Source organism: Flavobacterium sp. (genome assembly GCF_017985075.1).
GTDB lineage: Bacteria > Bacteroidota > Bacteroidia > Flavobacteriales > Flavobacteriaceae > Flavobacterium.
The window spans coordinates 1-17,690 of the sequence record NZ_JAGNYF010000004.1; the positions used below are offsets into that span (position 1 = coordinate 1).

Below are 17,690 nucleotides of genomic sequence, written 5' to 3' on the forward strand. Positions count from 1 at the left end.
TTTTAGTACTCAAGGCGGGACTTGAACCCGCACGGGCATTACTACCCACTGGATTTTAAGTCCAGCGTGTCTACCAATTCCACCACTCAAGCATTTTATTGTGTAAACACAATAATTGGTATTTTTATTTTTTGAGCGAAAAACGGGGCTCGAACCCGCGACCTCGACCTTGGCAAGGTCGCGCTCTACCAGCTGAGCTATTTTCGCAATTTTTAATGAACGTTGCAATTCTTTCGTATTGCGAGTGCAAATATAGTACATATTTTTATTCTCACAAGTACTTTTAATAAAAATGTACAATCTTTTTTTTAATGATTTGAAAGTGAAAAAGTTATATTATTTTATTTTTTCGTTAACATTCTTTTTATTTCATTCAATTTCATTAATGCTTCAACCGGAGTTAACGTATTGATATCAATATTCATAATTTCCTCTTTAAGATCTTCTAATAATGGATCATCTAAATTAAAAAAACTCAATTGCAATTCCTCTTTTTCGGCTCTAATTCCGTTTAGGGCTTCTCCGGAATGGTCTTTCTCTAATTTTTTTAATATTTTTTGTGCTTTTTGAATCACAGTTTGTGGCATTCCAGCCATTTTTGCTACGTGAATACCAAAGCTATGTTCGCTTCCTCCTTTTACTAATTTTCTAATAAATAAAACGGTGTCTTTTAATTCTTTTACAGAAACATTAAAATTTTGGACACGCGTAAAAATCGCTTCCATTTCATTTAACTCGTGATAATGGGTTGCGAAAAGTGTTTTGGATTTACTTGGGTGTTCGTGTAAATATTCGGCAATAGCCCAAGCGATTGAAATACCGTCATATGTTGAGGTTCCTCTTCCAATTTCGTCTAATAACACCAAACTTCTATCGGAAATATTATTCAAAATAGAAGCCGTTTCGTTCATTTCTACCATAAAAGTAGATTCTCCCATCGAAATGTTATCACTTGCACCTACACGCGTAAAAATTTTATCTACAACACCCATTCGTACTTGTGCTGAAGGGACAAAACTTCCCATTTGCGCAAGTAATACAATCAAAGCCGTTTGTCGTAAAATTGCTGATTTTCCAGACATATTTGGTCCTGTAATCATTATTAATTGCTGAGTTTCTCTATCTAAAAAAACATCATTTGATATGTAAGGCGTTCCTACCGGAAGTTGTTTTTCAATTACAGGATGTCTTCCTTCTTTAATTTCTAAATCAAATGATTCATCTATTTCAGGTTGCACATATTTATTTTCAACTGCCATTTGTGCAAAACTTTGTAAACAATCTATTTGAGCGATTAATGCTGCATTTAACTGAACGGGTTTGATATATGTAGCCATCCAATTGACCAATTGTTCGTACAACATACTTTCAAGTTGCGAAATTTTATCTTCTGCACCTAAAATTTTCGATTCGTATTCTTTTAATTCTTCTGTAATATATCGTTCTGCATTTACTAATGTTTGCTTTCTAATCCATTCCGAAGGCACTTTGTCTTTATGCGTATTTCGTACTTCAATATAGTATCCGAAAACATTATTAAACGATATTTTTAAGGAAGGAATTCCTGTACTCTCACTTTCGCGTTTTTCCAACGCTTCTAAAAAGCCTTTTCCAGTAGAAGAAATGGTTCGTAATTCATCTAATTCTGTGTTTACTCCAACTGCAATGGCATTTCCTTTGTTAATGGCTACTGGCGCATCAGGATTTAAAGTTGTTCCTATTTTTTCTCGTAACAATTCGCAAGAATGCAAACTATCGCCAATGGTTTTTAGAGCTTCGTTTTTAGATTGCAACGCCAACGTTTTAATCGGAATAATAGCCTCTAACGAATCTTTTAAGTGAATGACTTCTCTTGGAGAAACTTTTCCGGTGGCTACTTTAGAAATTAAACGCTCTAAATCGGAAATTTGTTTTATTTGATATTGAATTTTTTGTAATTCTTCTGAATTTTCTTTTAAATACGCTACTACTTCGTGTCGGCCTTTAATTTTATTTATGTCTTTCAACGGCAATGCCAACCAACGTTTCAATAATCTTGAACCCATTGGCGAAAGTGTTTTGTCAATCACATCAATTAAAGTTACCGCATTAGGATTGTAACTATGATATAATTCTAAATTACGAATTGTGAATTTGTCCATCCAAACATAAGCGTCTTCTGCAATTCGTTGAATGTTTGTAATATGTTGAATTTTATTGTGTTGCGTTTCTGATAGATAATATAAAATCGCACCTGAAGAAATCACGGCTTCATTGAAATCATCTATACCAAAACCTTTTAATGAATTCGTTTGAAAATGTTTGGTTAAGCTTTCAAAAGCAAAATCTTCTTTATAAATCCAATCTTCTAAGTAAAACACGTGAAAATCTTCTCCAAAATGCTGTTTAAAATCTGCTTTTTGTTGTTTTGAAACTAAAACCTCACTCGGTCTAAAATTTTGTAATAATTTGTCAATGTATTCTTCGTTTCCTTCAGCCGTTAAAAATTCGCCAGTTGAAACGTCCAAAAAGGTAATACCATTGTTTTTTTTACCTAAAAATACAGCTGCTAAAAAATTGTTGGATTTCGATTGTAAAATATCATCGTTAAAAGAAACTCCTGGAGTCACTAATTCGGTAACGCCTCGTTTTACAATAGTTTTTGTCATTTTCGGATCTTCCAATTGATCACAAATGGCAACTCGTAATCCAGCTTTGACTAATTTTGGTAAATACGTATTAATAGAATGATGCGGAAATCCTGCTAAAGCGGTTTCACTTTCACTTCCATTTCCACGTTTGGTTAAGGTAATGCCTAAAATTCTCGAAGCTCGAATGGCATCTTCTCCAAACGTTTCATAGAAATCGCCCACACGAAATAACAAACACGCATCAGGGTATTTTGCCTTAATGGTATTGTATTGCTGCATTAACGGAGATACTTTTGGAGTAGAATCTTTTATTTCGGATGCTGATTTCTTAGCCACAACGTAAAAATTTAGTGAAGGCGAAGTTAGTAAATTCAAAATTCAATAGCAATTAGAATCTCAAAATTCAATTTTAAGTTGAAAAGTTTGGAACACAGATCTAAAAAATTATATAAATTTTAAAAATTTCTTCAATCTGTGTTGAAAAACAAGTATGTCAAAAATCTGTTTCATCTGTGCACTTATTTATCAAAATTGGCACATCGACACATTGACGAATTGAAAATTATCTATACTTTTGCAAGATGAGAAAATTAGCCAACGCCGAATTAAATCGAATAAGTAAAGAAGCATTTGCGGAAGCAAAAAAAACACCATTAATTATTGTGTTAGACGATATTAGGAGTCTACATAATATTGGTTCAGTTTTTAGAACTTCGGATGCATTTTTGATTGAAAAAATCTATTTATGCGGTATTACGGCTGTTCCGCCAAATAAGGAAATTCATAAAACGGCTTTAGGTGCAACAGATACAGTAACTTGGGAATACGCGAAAGATATATTAGAAGTTGTAGCGAAATTAAAAGCAGAAAATGTCAAAATATATGCTATTGAGCAAACTGAAAATGCAATTATGTTAGATGATTTTCAACCAGAATCTGAAACAAAATATGCATTAATTTTTGGTAATGAAGTAAAAGGTGTTTCTCAAGAAGCTATTAATGCCTCAGATGGTGTTATAGAAATTCCACAATTGGGAAGCAAACACTCATTGAATATTTCAGTAAGTGCTGGAATTGTAATTTGGGATTTATTTCAAAAATTGTTAAAAAATAAATAATTTTTATTTTCTTATTGTACCTTTGAAAGATGATTAAAATTATTATATCATCTATTACGATTTTTTTATTTTCTACTGCAGTTGCACAAAATGCAGCACCTATACTTCTAGCTACAGGAAATCAAGTATATTGTCCGCAAACTTCTTTGCCAATTGTTACAAATATGTCGATTACAGATACTGACGATGTTGGAATTGCAGCTATTTACATTCAAATTTCTTCTGGTTATGTTTTTGGACAAGATGTTTTAACACTAACCGGAATTCATCCTACGATAACTTCTTCTTGGAATGCTACAGAAGGGAAACTAACTTTAAGTGGCGTAAATGGTGATCCTACTTATTTGCAATTTAAAGCCGCTATTGAATCGGTGGTTTTTACAAATTCAGCTGTCAATCCAAGCGGACAACGTATTTTTTCAATTACAGTCGGACAAGCAAATTATTTAGAATCAACAAATCATTACTATCAATATATTCCTAATACTGGGATTAGTTGGACAAATGCGAAAAATGCAGCAGCTGCTTCAACTTATTATGGTTTACAAGGTTATTTGGCGACCATTACCTCAACAGATGAAGTCCAAATATCTGGTGTTCAAGCTTCTGGCGCAGGTTGGATTGGAGGTTCAGATGAAGCGAATGAAGGCGTTTGGAAATGGGTTACAGGTCCAGAGCTTGGCACTACATTTTGGAATGGCGCTGTAAATGGTAGTTCGCCAAGTTTTGCTTTTTGGAATGCAAACGAACCCAACAACCAAGGTGAAGAAGATTATGCTCATGTCACAGCACCAGGCATAGGGCAACCTGGTTCGTGGAATGATTTAAGTAATGTTGGTGCCTCAAGCGGTAATTATCAACCTAAAGGATATATTGTAGAATATGGTGGTATGCCTGGTGATCCTGTTTTACAAATTTCTACAACTTCAATTATTACTATTCCTGTTATTACTAATGTAACAAATGCTTCAAGATGTGGAAGTGGCGCCATAACTTTACAAGCTACATCAAATATTGGAAGTATTAATTGGTACACGGCACCAACTGGAGGCACACCAATTTTTACAGGAAATTCATTCAATATTCCTGTTTTAAATGCGACTACTGATTATTATGTAGATGCTTTTCCGGTAGGGTGTACTTTAGGAAATAGAGTGCAAGTTACAGCTACAATTAAACCCGTGCCAGTAATTGTTTTTACAACTCCAAATCCTGTTTGTCAAAATACAAATACAACGTTACAAGCGAATACTTCATTAGGGGTTATTAATTGGTACGATTCCAATACAAGTTTGACACCAATTTTTACAGGAACGACTTTTACGACACCTAACTTAAGCACTTCTACAACTTATTATATTGAAGCCATAAACAATGGTTGTCTTTCTAACAGAATAGCAATTCCAGTTCAGGTTGTGCCAGCTCCAACTGTGGTTGACGAAACAGTTATTTTTTGTGAGAACACTTCTGTTACGCTACAATCTGGAATTTCAGGAGCATCTTATTTATGGTCTACAGGAGCAACTGCTCAAAATTGCGCTATTGCTTCAGCAGGATCGTATTCAGTTGTAATAACGACACCACTAAATTGCAATTTAACGAAGAATTTTACCGTTATTGAAAATACGGCACCAGAAATTACTTTTATAAAAGTGGAAGGATTGACTGCTGAAATAAGTATAATAGGGACAGGAATTTATGAATATTCTTTAGATAATATCCACTTTCAAAGTTCACCTATTTTTAATTTTATTGTAGGCGGAGTTTATACTTGTTATGTTAAAGAAATTGGAACAAATTGTGGTTACGATTATGAAGATTTTGTAGTGATTGATTATCCGAAGTTTTTTACACCAAATTCGGATGGATTTAACGATTATTGGAAAATAAACGGTATGAACCTATTTCCTAACGCAACGATAGCAATTTTCGATAGATATGGACAACTAATTACAGTTTTAACTACTAAAAATCCGCATTGGGATGGAAGATTAAATGGAGAAAGCGTTTCTTCTTCAGATTATTGGTTTGTGGCTAATTTGGGGAATAATACTTCAGAAGTAAAAGGTCATTTTTCACTAAAAAGATAAATTTTAGTTTATTTTATTTTGAATTTCATTTAAAATATAAATGTAATCTTCTTGATTTTTCACAAAATCCAATTCAGAAATATCTATAATTAAAGCATTAATATCGTTTTGCGATTTTATATATTCTAAATATCCTTGGTTTATTTTTTCTAAGTAATTAGAAGAAATATCTTGTTCATAGCTTCTACCACGTTTTTTTATATTGGCTAATAACCGGTCGGTATTTTGATATAAATAAATATATAAATCTGGTTTAGGCATTTCTTTATACATTATATCAAACATCGTTTTGTATAAACGAAATTCATCTTCTTGCAAAGTAACTTTTGCAAATATTTGCGATTTAAAAATATGATAATCGGCAACTATAAAATCTTTAAACAAATCAAATTGTGCCAAATCATCGGATAATTGTTGGTATCTATCTGCTAAGAATGACATTTCTAAAGGAAAGGCATATCGGTTTTGATCTTTGTAAAATTTTGGTAAAAACGGATTGTCAGCAAATCGTTCTAAAATAGGTTTGCCATTGCAATCTTCAGCAATTTTAGTGGCTAATGTAGTTTTTCCTGCACCAATATTTCCTTCAATAGCAATATAATTTAATTGATTTAATGTAAGATTGTTTATTGGGTTTTTTAACGTTCCAACGGTAGTAATTTCCGAAGTGTCTTCACAAGAAATAAGCATTTCAGAAATAGTTTGGTTTTGTTTTGGATGTTTCCATTTTGGTGCGATATCCAGTAACGGAAACAAAACAAATTTTCTGTTTTGTACGTGCAGATGAGGAATATTCAAAGTATCACTTTCAATAATTTCATCATTAAAAGCAATAATATCAATATCAATACATCTTGATTCGTATTGGGTTGAATTTGTTTTAATTCGGCCTAATTTTTTTTCTACTTTTATAATTTCATTTAGTAATTTTTGTGCCGATTTATGCGTATGTATTGCAATTGCACAATTATAAAATGAAGCTCCTTCAAAGCCCCAAGCAGGAGTTTCATATACATTTGATACCTTAATTACGGTAGCCACTGTTTTATGTAAAACCGAAATACACGTTTGCAAATTTTCCAATTTATCGCCCATATTTGTTCCTAAAGAAAGTAATACTGTATTTTGTGATTTCATATTTTGTAAAAACAAATTTGGCTTTTAATGGAGTTTTTTATTTCAACAAATTAACAAACAAATTTACATTTATACTTCACAAAAAGCAATTATTTATGAACAAGGGTTATAAAAGTTAGATTGAAAGTTGTATTGCTTTTAACTTAATTTATTTCAAAATTTATTTCAAATAAGTTAATAATTTTGAATTTTTTTAAATCGAAATGTAACATTTTTATTTAAATTACTACATATGTGTAAATAATATGATTAATTATGAATTTTTTTAAGAATGTATTTGCAACAATTGTAGGATTGTTTTTGTTTGTTTTATTAAGTTTTTTCTTCCTAATAGGGCTTGGCGCTTTAATAGGTAGCGGAGAAGATGAAGTGAAAGTAAAAGACAATTCGGTAATTCAGTTAGATTTATCCAAAATTAATTTTGATTATTCGGGTAAATATGATTCGGATAGTCCATTTAGTAGTTTGTTTTTAGATAAAGACAAAGTGGGTTTCATCGAAGTCTTAAATGCTATTGATGCTGCAAAAAGTGATGATAAAATTAAAGGGATAACTATTGTAAATAACGAGTCAAATTTAGGATTGGCTCAAAGTAAAGAGTTGAGAGACAAACTGGAAGATTTTAAAAAATCAAAGAAGTTTGTAATGGCTTACGCAACTGTTTTTTCTCAAAAAGAATATTACATTAGTTCTGTTGCAGATGCTATTTATTTAAATCCTGCTGGAGAAATGGATTTTAAAGGGTTAGGAACAGAAATGTTATTTTATAAAAATTTCCAAGACCAAACAGGCTTAAAAATGGAAATTATTCGTCACGGAAAATTCAAAAGTGCTGTAGAACCTTTTTTAGCGCAAGAAATTAGTAAAGAAAATAGAGAACAAGTAACGGTTTTACTTCAATCTGTATGGGATAATATAGTTTCAGACATTGCAAAAAACAGAAATGTTTCATTACCGCAACTGAATGCAATTGCTACTGATTTATTAGCAAGAACTCCAGAAATGGCGTTGGAGCAAAAATTAATTGATAAAGTGGCTTATGAAGATGAGTTTAACGATGCTTTAAAATCTAAATTAAAAGTAGCGAAAGACGAAGAAATTGAGTCGGTTTCAATTACAGATTATGTGGCCACTACTACTTTGAAATCAGAAGATTATACAAAAGACGATATCATTGCCGTAATTTATGCTCAAGGCGAAATTAATGGGGGAGAAGGCGATGTAGATTATATTGGCGAAGGTTCAATCAACCGTTCTTTAAAAGAAGCAAGAGAAGATGATGATGTAAAAGCAGTAGTGCTTCGTGTTGATAGTCCAGGTGGAAGTGCTTTGGTTTCCGATTTAATTTGGAGAGAAATTGAATTGACAAAAAAAGTAAAACCTGTTGTGGTTTCTATGGGTAATTTAGCGGCTTCTGGCGGCTATTATATAGCTTGTAATGCCAACACTATTTTTGCTGAACCAACAACAATTACAGGTTCAATTGGTGTGTTTGGAATGTTGCCAAATGTGCACGGTTTCGCTACAAAATACGGTGTAAATGCAGAACAAGTACAAACGCATAAAAATGCAGTTGGGTATAGTATTTTCGAACCGATTTCAGAAGAATACAAAAAGATAGCATTAGAAGGTGTAGATCGTATCTATAAAACATTTGTAAATCGTGTGGCTGCTGGAAGAAAAATGACATTTAATCAAGTTGATGCCATTGCACAAGGTAGAGTTTGGACCGGTTCAGATGCTATCAAGAATGGTTTAGTAGATAAATTAGGAAATTTAGATGCCGCCATAGCTCACGCGGCTACTTTAGGAAAAACTAAAAGTTATAGAACAGAAAATTATCCCGAATATAAAAAAGATTTTGATGAGGTTTTTGAAGCATTTGCAGGAGCAAGTATTTACAAATCTAAAGAAACTATGATGATAGAAGAATTGGGTGAAGAAAATTATAATTTACTTAAAAAATCAAAAGTATTGCAGAACAGAAAAGGGGTACAAGCGATTTTGCCTTTTCATCTGAATTTATAGTCATTGCATTCTAATTTTAAACATAACAAAAACGCCATTCTTTTTAGTTTGGCGTTTTTTTTAACACTAATTTTATTTTAAATTCTAAAGTTTGGTACTAACTTTGTAGTCTATAATAAACCCCAAAAAAATAACCTTATGTTGAAAAAAGTTTTAAAATGGTCAGGTATATCTTTGTTGACTGTTGTAATTGCCTTAGCGCTTTTGCCTTTTTTGTTTAAAGACAAAATCAAATCAAAAATTATTGAATCTATTAATAAAAATGTAAATGCTACGGTTGCATTAGAAGACGTGAGTTTAAATTTATTTAAAAGTTTTCCAAAAGCCACTGTAACACTTGATAAAATGAGTGTGATTAATAAAGCTCCTTTTCAAGGCGATACGTTGGTATATTCAGAGAAAATAGATTTAAAAATGAGTATGATGGAATTGTTTAATGGCGAAAAAGAGCCTATGACCATTCAATCAATTGGTACCGAAAACACTAAAATAAATATTCTTTTTAATAAAGATGGAATTGGAAATTACGATATCGCAATAAAAAAAGATGCGAATGAAACCAATGAAAAAGAAAAACCATTCGCGTTAAGCATTCAGAATTATGAAGTAGAAAATTTAAAATTCACCTACAAAGATGCTGCTTCTAAAATGAAATTGGTTTTAGATAGCATCAATCACGATGGAACTGGAAATTTTGAACAAGAGGTTTTAGATTTAGATACAAAAACTACTGCGAAAGTTACTTTTGATATGGATAAAAGTAATTTTATGCGAAATGTGCCGATTTCATTAGAAGCTATTTTAGGTGTCGATTTAAAGAATAGCAAATATACTTTCAAAGAAAACAAAGCACTGATTAATCAGTTGCCATTAAATTTTAATGGGTTTATTCAAATGGTTGAAAAAGGTCAGGTATATGACTTAACTTTTAATACACCTTCATCAGATTTTAAAAATTTTTTAGGATTAATTCCAGCAGCATATGCAGGGAATTTAGCAGATGTTGAAACGTCTGGAAAATTTGAAGTAAAAGGCAAAGTAAAAGGCAATTTATCGGATACAACTGTTCCTACTTTTGATATTGAAATGTTATCAAGTAATGCTTCATTTAAATATAAAGATTTACCAAAGTCAGTAAAAAATATTTCAATCGATACGCACATTGTAAATGAAACAGGCTTGATGAACGACACTTTCGTGGATTTAGATAAGTTGTCATTCGCAATTGATAAAGATGTTTTTAATGCAAATGCTCACATCAAAAATCTTACTGAAAATCCAAATATTGATGCTGCTTTAAATGGAGTAATCAATTTAGCAAATGTTTCAAAAGCATATCCTGTAAAATTAGAAAAACCATTAAATGGGATTTTAAGAGCTGATGTAAATACGGCTTTTGATATGAAATCAGTTGAAAACAGTCAATATCAAAATATTAAAAACTCTGGAAATATTAATGTAACAGGTTTCAATTATTCAGGTCCAGAAATGGCAAAACCTGTAAGTGTTTCTGTTGCCGATTTAACTTTTAACCCATCTAAAATTACCTTAAATAAACTGCAAGCTAAAACCGGAAAATCGGACATTAATGTGTCTGGAAGTTTAGATAATTTTTATGGATTCTTGTTTAAAAACCAAATTTTAAAAGGTAATTTCAATTTAAATTCTTCCTTATTTGAAGTGGCAGATTTTATGTCTCCTACAACAACTACAAATGATAAAGGAAAGAAAACAACTGAACAAGTAAAAATTCCAAGTTTTTTAGATTGTACCTTAACAGCGAAAGCAATTACTGTTATTTATGATAATTTAAATCTTAAAAATGTTGCTGGAACTTTAATTATTCGCGACCAAGCTGTAAATTTGAAGGGGCTAACTATGGCTGTTTTTGGAGGAAAAATAGGAGTGAATGGAATGGTTTCAACAAAAAACAAAGTACCCACTTTTGATTTGGATTTGGGTTTATCTGCGGTTGATATTAGCCAAACTTTTTCGATGCTAAATACCTTAAAAGCAATTGCTCCTATTGCTGATGTTATTAATGGAAAAATGAATTCAACCATCACATTAAATGGGTTTTTAACTCAAGATATGATCCCGGATGTTAAAAGTGTTTCTGGAGATTTGATGGGGAATATTTTACAAGGTTCATTAAATAAAAATAAATCGGCATTGCTTACAGAATTAGATAATAAAGCTACATTTTTAGATTTGAAAGATATCAATTTGAAAGATGTTAAAGCAGTTTTATCATTTAAAAACGGGAAAGTAGCCGTTAAGCCATTTATCTTAAAACACAAAGATATTTCAGTTCAAATTGCAGGTTCTCACGGTTTTGATCAGAATATGGATTACAATTTGAAATTCGATGTTCCGGTAAAATATTTAGGAAATGACGTAAATAAATTACTCGCAAAAATAACTCCAGCTGATGCTAAAAAAATAGAAAGTGTTCCTGTAAATGCTTTGTTAGCAGGAAATTTCAAATCACCAAAAGTAACCACGGATGTGCAACAAGCATCAAAAAATGTGGCTTCGCAGTTGATTCAACTTCAAAAAGAAAAACTTGTACAAAAAGGAACAGGAGTTTTGACTACTATTTTAAATGGAAATAAACCAAAAGATTCTACAAAAACAACTACAAAAGAGCAAGTTGGTAATGCTGTAAAAGACGGTTTAAAAGGTTTATTCGGTAAAAAGAAAAACTAACTATTCGCAACATATTTATAATCATCGAAATAAACAATAACTAATTTCGATGATTGTAAACAAACAGTATTGATAAAATCTATATTAAAATAAGAAATAACATTTAATAAAAGGATAAACTCATTATTTTTTTCATCAACTTTGATAAAATTAAAATTTATTAATTATGAAAAAAATACTATTAACATCCAGTTTATTCCTGGTTAGTTTTGCATTTGCCCAGCCAGCTGCAACTTGTCCAGTAACAGGAAAAACAGCAGCTTCAAAAGATGCTGCACACGCAAGTGCCGAGTATCAAGCTATGACTGCTACACCTTCGCAAAGTGGAAGTAGTCAAGTAAACAAAAACAAGGAATGGTGGCCTAATCAATTGAATTTAGAAGTTTTACGTCAAAATTCAGAAAAGTCGAACCCATTAGGAAGTACTTTTGATTATGCTAAAGAGTTTCAAACGTTAGATTATGAAGCGTTAAAAGCTGATTTAAGAGTTTTAATGACTAAATCAGAAGATTGGTGGCCAGCTGATTTTGGAAATTACGGACCGTTATTCATTCGTATGGCTTGGCATAGTGCCGGGACCTATCGTTCAGGAGATGGACGTGGTGGTTCAAGAGCAGGTCAACAACGTTTTGCACCCTTAAATAGTTGGCCAGACAACGTAAATTTAGATAAAGCACGTCGATTATTATGGCCAATTAAACAAAAATATGGTAACAAAATTTCTTGGGCTGATTTAATGATTTTGACCGGTAACGTAGCTTTAGAATCTATGGGATTCAAAACATACGGATTTGCTGGTGGTCGTGAAGATGTTTGGGAACCAGAAAGCAATGTATATTGGGGTTCTGAGAGTAAGTTTTTAGAAAGCGCAAGAAGTGTTGAAGGAAAATTAGAAAATCCTTTAGCCGCTACTCAAATGGGATTAATTTATGTAAATCCAGAAGGACCTGCTGGAAATCCTGATCCATTATTGGCTGCAAAAGATATTAGAGAAACATTCGGAAGAATGGGAATGAATGATGAGGAAACTACAGCTTTAAATGCAGGTGGTCATACTTTTGGAAAAACGCACGGTAAAGGTCCCGCTTCAAATGTAGGTGCAGATCCTGAAGCTGCTGGAATAGAGCAGCAAGGATTTGGATGGAAAAGTACTTATAAATCTGGTAAAGGTACGGATGCTATTTCGTCTGGTTTAGAAGTAACTTGGACAGCAAAACCAACAGAATGGAACTATGGTTTCTTCAAAATATTATACGATAACGAATGGGAATTGACAAAAAGTCCTGCAGGCGCACACCAATGGATTGCGAAAAACGGACAAGCAATTATTCCTGATGCGTTTGATAAATCAATTAGACATATTCCAACGATGTTAACTACGGATTTATCGTTTAGATTTGATCCAGAATATGCAAAAGTTTCAAAACGTTTTTATGACAATCCAAAAGAATTTGAATTGGCTTTCGCGAAAGCGTGGTTTAAATTAACACATAGAGATATGGGTCCAAGATCGTCTTATTTAGGACCTGAAGCGCCTAAAGAAGATTTAATTTGGCAAGACCCAATTCCGGTTTTAAATCATAAAGTAGTTTCTGCAAAAGAAATTACGGCTTTAAAAGCTGAAATTGCTGCTTCAGGGTTAACTATTCAAGAAATGGTTACAACTGCTTGGGCTTCGGCATCAACGTACAGAGGTTCAGATAGAAGAGGTGGTGCTAATGGTGCACGAATTAGATTAGAGCCACAACGTAATTGGGAAGTAAATAATCCTGCTCAATTGAATAAAGTGTTACCAATTTTAGAAAAAATTCAAGCTAATTTCAATGCAAAATCTAAAGATAAAAAAGTTTCTTTAGCGGATTTAATTGTTTTAGCTGGAAATGTAGGTATCGAAACTGCGGCTAAAAATTCAGGTATGACGGTTGAAGTTCCTTTTTCACCAGGAAGAATGGATGCTTCTCAAGAGCAAACTGATGTTAAAGGAATGGCTGTTTTAGAACCAATGGCTGACGGATTCCGTAATTATATCAAAACACAATATACAGTACCTACAGAAGCGTTATTAGTTGACAAAGCGCAATTATTAACATTAACTGCTCCAGAAATGACAGTTTTAGTTGGAGGAATGCGTGCTTTAGGTGCGAATTACGATGCATCTAAACACGGTATTTTTACTGCTCAAAAAGACAAATTAACAAATGATTTCTTCGTTAATTTATTAGATATGAGTACAGCTTGGAGTGCAATGGATGATAAGAAAGAAGTTTTTGAAGGAAAAGACAGAACTTCTGGAGCAACAAAATATACTGCAACTCGTGCCGATTTAATTTTCGGGTCTAACTCAGAATTAAGAGCATTGGCTGAAGTGTATGCACAAAATGATAACAAAGAAAAATTTGTTAAAGATTTTGTGGCTGCTTGGACAAAAGTTATGAATTTAGATCGTTTTGATTTAAGAAAATAATACCATCAAATTCAAACAAAAAAAGCTGTCTATTTGGACAGCTTTTTTTATGGATTATAAACCTGACAGGTTTGTCTGTTTATCCTAAAAATGGATAACTATAATGTTCTGGTGTAACGAAAGTTTCTTTAATTGTTCTTGGAGAAACCCATCGTAATAAGTTTTGCGCAGATCCAGCTTTATCATTTGTTCCCGAAGCTCTTGCTCCTCCAAATGGTTGCATACCAACAACAGCACCTGTTGGCTTGTCGTTTATGTAAAAGTTTCCTGCTGCATTTTGCAAGGCTACGGTTGCTTCTTCAATTGCATAGCGGTCTGTACTTAAAACAGCTCCTGTTAATGCATATTCAGAAGTTTGATCAATTAAAGTTAAGGTTTCCGCCCATTTCGCATCTTCATATACATAAATTGTAATTACAGGTCCGAAAAGTTCTGTTTCCATTGTAGCGTATTTCGGATTTGAAGTTAAAATAACTGTAGGTTCAACAAAATAACCTTTAGATTTATCGTAATTTCCACCAATAATAACTTCTGCATCGGTATCTTTTTTAGCTTGGTCTATATAACTTGCTAATTTATCAAATGAACCTTCGTGAATTACAGCAGTTACAAAGTTTGAAAAATCTTCTGGTGAACCCATTTTCATTGAATTCACATCGATAATTAATTGTTCTTTTACTGCAGGCCACATAGATTGTGGAATGTAAGCTCTTGATGCTGCTGAACATTTTTGCCCTTGAAATTCAAAAGCACCACGAGTAATCGCAGTTGTAACTTGTTTTACGTTTGCAGAAGGATGTGCAAGTACGAAATCTTTTCCACCTGTTTCTCCTACAATTCTTGGGTAAGTTTTATAGTTGTGAATGTTAGTCCCGATTTTTTTCCAAATTTCTTTGAAGATAAATGTGGAACCTGTATAATGAATTCCAGCAAAATCTGGAGACGCTAAAACGGTATCTGTAATCATAACCGGATCTCCAAAAACAACATTAATAACGCCGTCTGGAACACCTGCTTCTTTGAAAACATCAATGATAATTTTTGCAGAAAATACTTGGCTATCACTTGGTTTCCATACCACTACATTTCCCATTAAAGCAGCACTGGCTGGTAAATTTGCCGCAATAGCTGTAAAATTAAAAGGTGTTACAGCATATACAAAACCTTCTAAAGGTCTGTATTCCACTCTATTCCACATATCGGAATTAGAAGCGGGTTGGTCTGCATAAATTTGCGTCATAAATTCTACGTTGAAACGTAAAAAGTCAATTAATTCACAGGAAGCATCAATTTCAGCTTGGTGTATGGTTTTTGATTGCGCAATCATCGTAGCGGCATTTATTTTTGCTCGGTAAGGTCCAGCAATTAATTCAGCAGCTTTTAAAAAGATAGCAGCGCGTTGTTCCCAAGCCATATTTGCCCATTTTGTTCTGCTTTCTAATGCATTTGAAATGGCTTTTTCTACGTGAGATTTTTCAGCTAAATGATAGGTTCCAACAATGTGTTGGTGATCGTGTGGAGCCGACATATTTCTGGTATTTCCTGTGAAAATTTCTTCTGAACCGATGTATAAAGGCACATCAATTTTCGAATTCCACATTTTTTTATAGGCTTCTAAAACGTTTGTTTTTTCTGGAGAATTAGGTGCGTAGCCTTTAACTGGCTCGTTTACCGCTTTTGGTATATTAAAAAATCCTTTTAACATGTATTTGATTATTAGATTATTAGACAAATTAGATTTTTAGTAAAAACCTTAGACAAAAGTACAAAGGATAAATTGAATTCTAAAATAAATTATTCCTTCAGAAGATTTGGTTTCGTTTAATTTATGGCAAAGGGAACAACTAATTTAAAAGTAGGAATTTGAACCTTAAAAAAAGTATTATTTGAAAAATTTGCCATCGTATAAAAACCATTCATAGCCCCTATAGTTCCTTTTAGCATACAGCCTGAGGAATATACATATTTTTTACCGGGAGCAACTATTGGTGTTTGTCCCACGACACCTTCACCATCAACGGTTTCTGTGTGGTTTAGTGTATCGAAAATTTCCCAATGACGAGCTTGTAATTGCACCACATCTGAACTTAAATTTTCAATTGTGATTTGATAAGAAAAGGCATACAACATTTGATACTCTTTATAGTAAATGCCTTCGTAATTTGTACTGACCGAAATTTTAATATTACTTGTAATTTGAGTAACCATTTGTAATTTTTATTAAAAAGAGGTATTTAATAATTTGTGGTAATTTAATTCTTAATTTCTGTACTATTTGCTCTTCCTATTCCAATAATTCTATCGTAACGTTCCGCGCCACCACGGTAATATACTAAAACAATGTATTCGTTTTCGGTTTGATAAAAATTGCCGTCAATAGCATTTTGTTCATCAATTTTTCCGTTTTTATCTACTAAGGTGTATTGATAATTTGTAAATCCTTGTTTTAGTAAGATGGGTTTTTCATATGTTTTCGTATCGGAATTGTATTCCATTTTGTATTCATCTGAAATCTGATAATTGTTAAACATTCCCGTTACATAAATTGATTTTTCTAACGGATTTACATCTGAAGCCAAACCAAAATACACCCAAGTATAATCTGCTTCAATTGTATTTTGTGTAGCATTTAAATTATTCACAAAAAAGTTTCCGTTTATGTCAGGAAAATAGGTGTAAATTTTATTTTTTCGTTCTTCGTTTGTGTATAAAATGGTGTTGTAAATATCGCCAGTAGTTACTTTAAAAACTGAGTTAGAAGCCCCTCGTATATTTTTGTTTTCGAAATTTAAAAATTCATTTCCAGCCCAAAATTGGGTTTCTTTATTATATCTGTAAATGAGCTGTGTGCCAATTGTATATTGTGGTTTGATGTTATGAATAGCCGAACTCAGTTTTCCGTTTTGAAAAATAGAAACTTTTACGTTTTCCTTTGGGTTTTGTAACGGTTTATCTTTATAATCGATAAAAAATTCGATATTTTGTTTTTTGTTTACGGTTTCCATATCGCGAGAACGTCTGATTGTAATGCCTACAGCCGTATCGTCTTCGTATATGATGAATTTTTTTGAAAACACAATTTCTTGATCTTCGTCGAAAATTTTTACAATATAATTTCCGCTTTTAATAATTTGATTGAATTTATTTGGAAAACTCAACGTGTAATGCGAGTAAATTTGCAAACAATTTAACGAATTTTGATAGTTTTGAATTCGTTGATTATCTAAACCGTTTAAGTATTCATTTTTAAGTAATTGACTTGGTGTCCAATCGTAATTGTATTGCTCAATGGTGTAAAAATAATCTGCTTCGTTACCATATAAATCATCAAATTGTAAATCGAAATTTTCGCCCAATCTAAAAAACGGAATGGTATTGTTTACATTTTGCGAAAAAGTTACCGTTTTAATATTATAAGGTGGGACTACTTCTTTTTCTTGTGAAAACACAAAAGTTGTAGTTAATACAATAAAGATTTTTAATAATTGCTTCATAGATTTTATTTTCAATTCAT

At 32.4% G+C, this 17,690-nt stretch carries 10 protein-coding genes and 2 tRNA genes; 5 read left to right on the plus strand and 7 right to left on the minus strand.

Annotation, left to right across the window (positions count from 1 at the left end; translation table 11 throughout):
• Positions 1-6: 6 nt before the first annotated feature.
• The 3 genes from KA468_RS01660 to mutS all read right to left on the minus strand — a co-directional run bounded on the left by KA468_RS01660 (position 7) and on the right by mutS (position 2,909).
• Positions 7-92, minus strand: a tRNA-Leu gene (locus KA468_RS01660).
• A gap of 42 nt (positions 93-134) precedes the next feature.
• Positions 135-207: transfer RNA gene (locus tag KA468_RS01665), tRNA-Gly, on the minus strand.
• Between the two features lie 134 nt (positions 208-341).
• Positions 342-2,909, minus strand: coding sequence for a DNA mismatch repair protein MutS (gene mutS, locus KA468_RS01670; protein ID WP_291241289.1), 2,568 nt, complete (start codon positions 2,907-2,909; stop codon positions 342-344).
• A 302-nt stretch (positions 2,910-3,211) separates the two neighbouring features.
• Between mutS and KA468_RS01675 the strand changes: the two genes are divergently transcribed.
• Both KA468_RS01675 and KA468_RS01680 read left to right on the plus strand, forming a co-directional pair.
• Complete coding sequence (locus tag KA468_RS01675) at positions 3,212-3,748, plus strand: RNA methyltransferase (protein WP_291241215.1); 537 nt, start codon at positions 3,212-3,214, stop codon at positions 3,746-3,748.
• 29 nt (positions 3,749-3,777) lie between these two features.
• Complete coding sequence (locus KA468_RS01680; RefSeq protein WP_291241216.1) at positions 3,778-5,838, plus strand: T9SS type B sorting domain-containing protein; 2,061 nt, start codon at positions 3,778-3,780, stop codon at positions 5,836-5,838.
• A gap of 3 nt (positions 5,839-5,841) precedes the next feature.
• Here the strand turns inward: KA468_RS01680 and folK are convergent, their stop codons facing one another.
• Positions 5,842-6,975, minus strand: coding sequence for a 2-amino-4-hydroxy-6-hydroxymethyldihydropteridine diphosphokinase (gene folK, locus KA468_RS01685; protein ID WP_291241217.1), 1,134 nt, complete (start codon positions 6,973-6,975; stop codon positions 5,842-5,844).
• Positions 6,976-7,230: 255 nt separating this feature from the next.
• Here folK and sppA point away from each other — a divergent pair, with 255 nt between their 5' ends.
• The 3 genes from sppA (at position 7,231) to katG (ending at position 14,176) form a co-directional block, all read left to right on the plus strand.
• Positions 7,231-9,003, plus strand: coding sequence for a signal peptide peptidase SppA (sppA, locus tag KA468_RS01690; RefSeq protein WP_291241218.1), 1,773 nt, complete (start codon positions 7,231-7,233; stop codon positions 9,001-9,003).
• 138 nt (positions 9,004-9,141) lie between these two features.
• Positions 9,142-11,712 carry an AsmA-like C-terminal region-containing protein gene (locus KA468_RS01695; RefSeq protein WP_291241219.1) on the plus strand — a complete coding sequence of 857 codons (2,571 nt, stop codon included), beginning with the start codon at positions 9,142-9,144 and terminating at the stop codon, positions 11,710-11,712.
• A 166-nt stretch (positions 11,713-11,878) separates the two neighbouring features.
• Complete coding sequence (katG, locus tag KA468_RS01700) at positions 11,879-14,176, plus strand: catalase/peroxidase HPI (RefSeq protein ID WP_291241220.1); 2,298 nt, start codon at positions 11,879-11,881, stop codon at positions 14,174-14,176.
• Positions 14,177-14,255: 79 nt separating this feature from the next.
• Here the strand turns inward: katG and pruA are convergent, their stop codons facing one another.
• The 3 genes from pruA to KA468_RS01715 all read right to left on the minus strand — a co-directional run bounded on the left by pruA (position 14,256) and on the right by KA468_RS01715 (position 17,670).
• Positions 14,256-15,881 carry an L-glutamate gamma-semialdehyde dehydrogenase gene (gene pruA, locus KA468_RS01705; protein WP_291241221.1) on the minus strand — a complete coding sequence of 542 codons (1,626 nt, stop codon included), beginning with the start codon at positions 15,879-15,881 and terminating at the stop codon, positions 14,256-14,258.
• Between the two features lie 116 nt (positions 15,882-15,997).
• Complete coding sequence (gene apaG, locus KA468_RS01710) at positions 15,998-16,384, minus strand: Co2+/Mg2+ efflux protein ApaG (RefSeq protein ID WP_291241222.1); 387 nt, start codon at positions 16,382-16,384, stop codon at positions 15,998-16,000.
• Positions 16,385-16,428: 44 nt separating this feature from the next.
• Positions 16,429-17,670 (minus strand): DUF5103 domain-containing protein, encoded by a 1,242-nt coding sequence (locus KA468_RS01715; protein ID WP_291241223.1) that lies wholly within the window; start codon positions 17,668-17,670, stop codon positions 16,429-16,431.
• Positions 17,671-17,690: the final 20 nt, after the last annotated feature.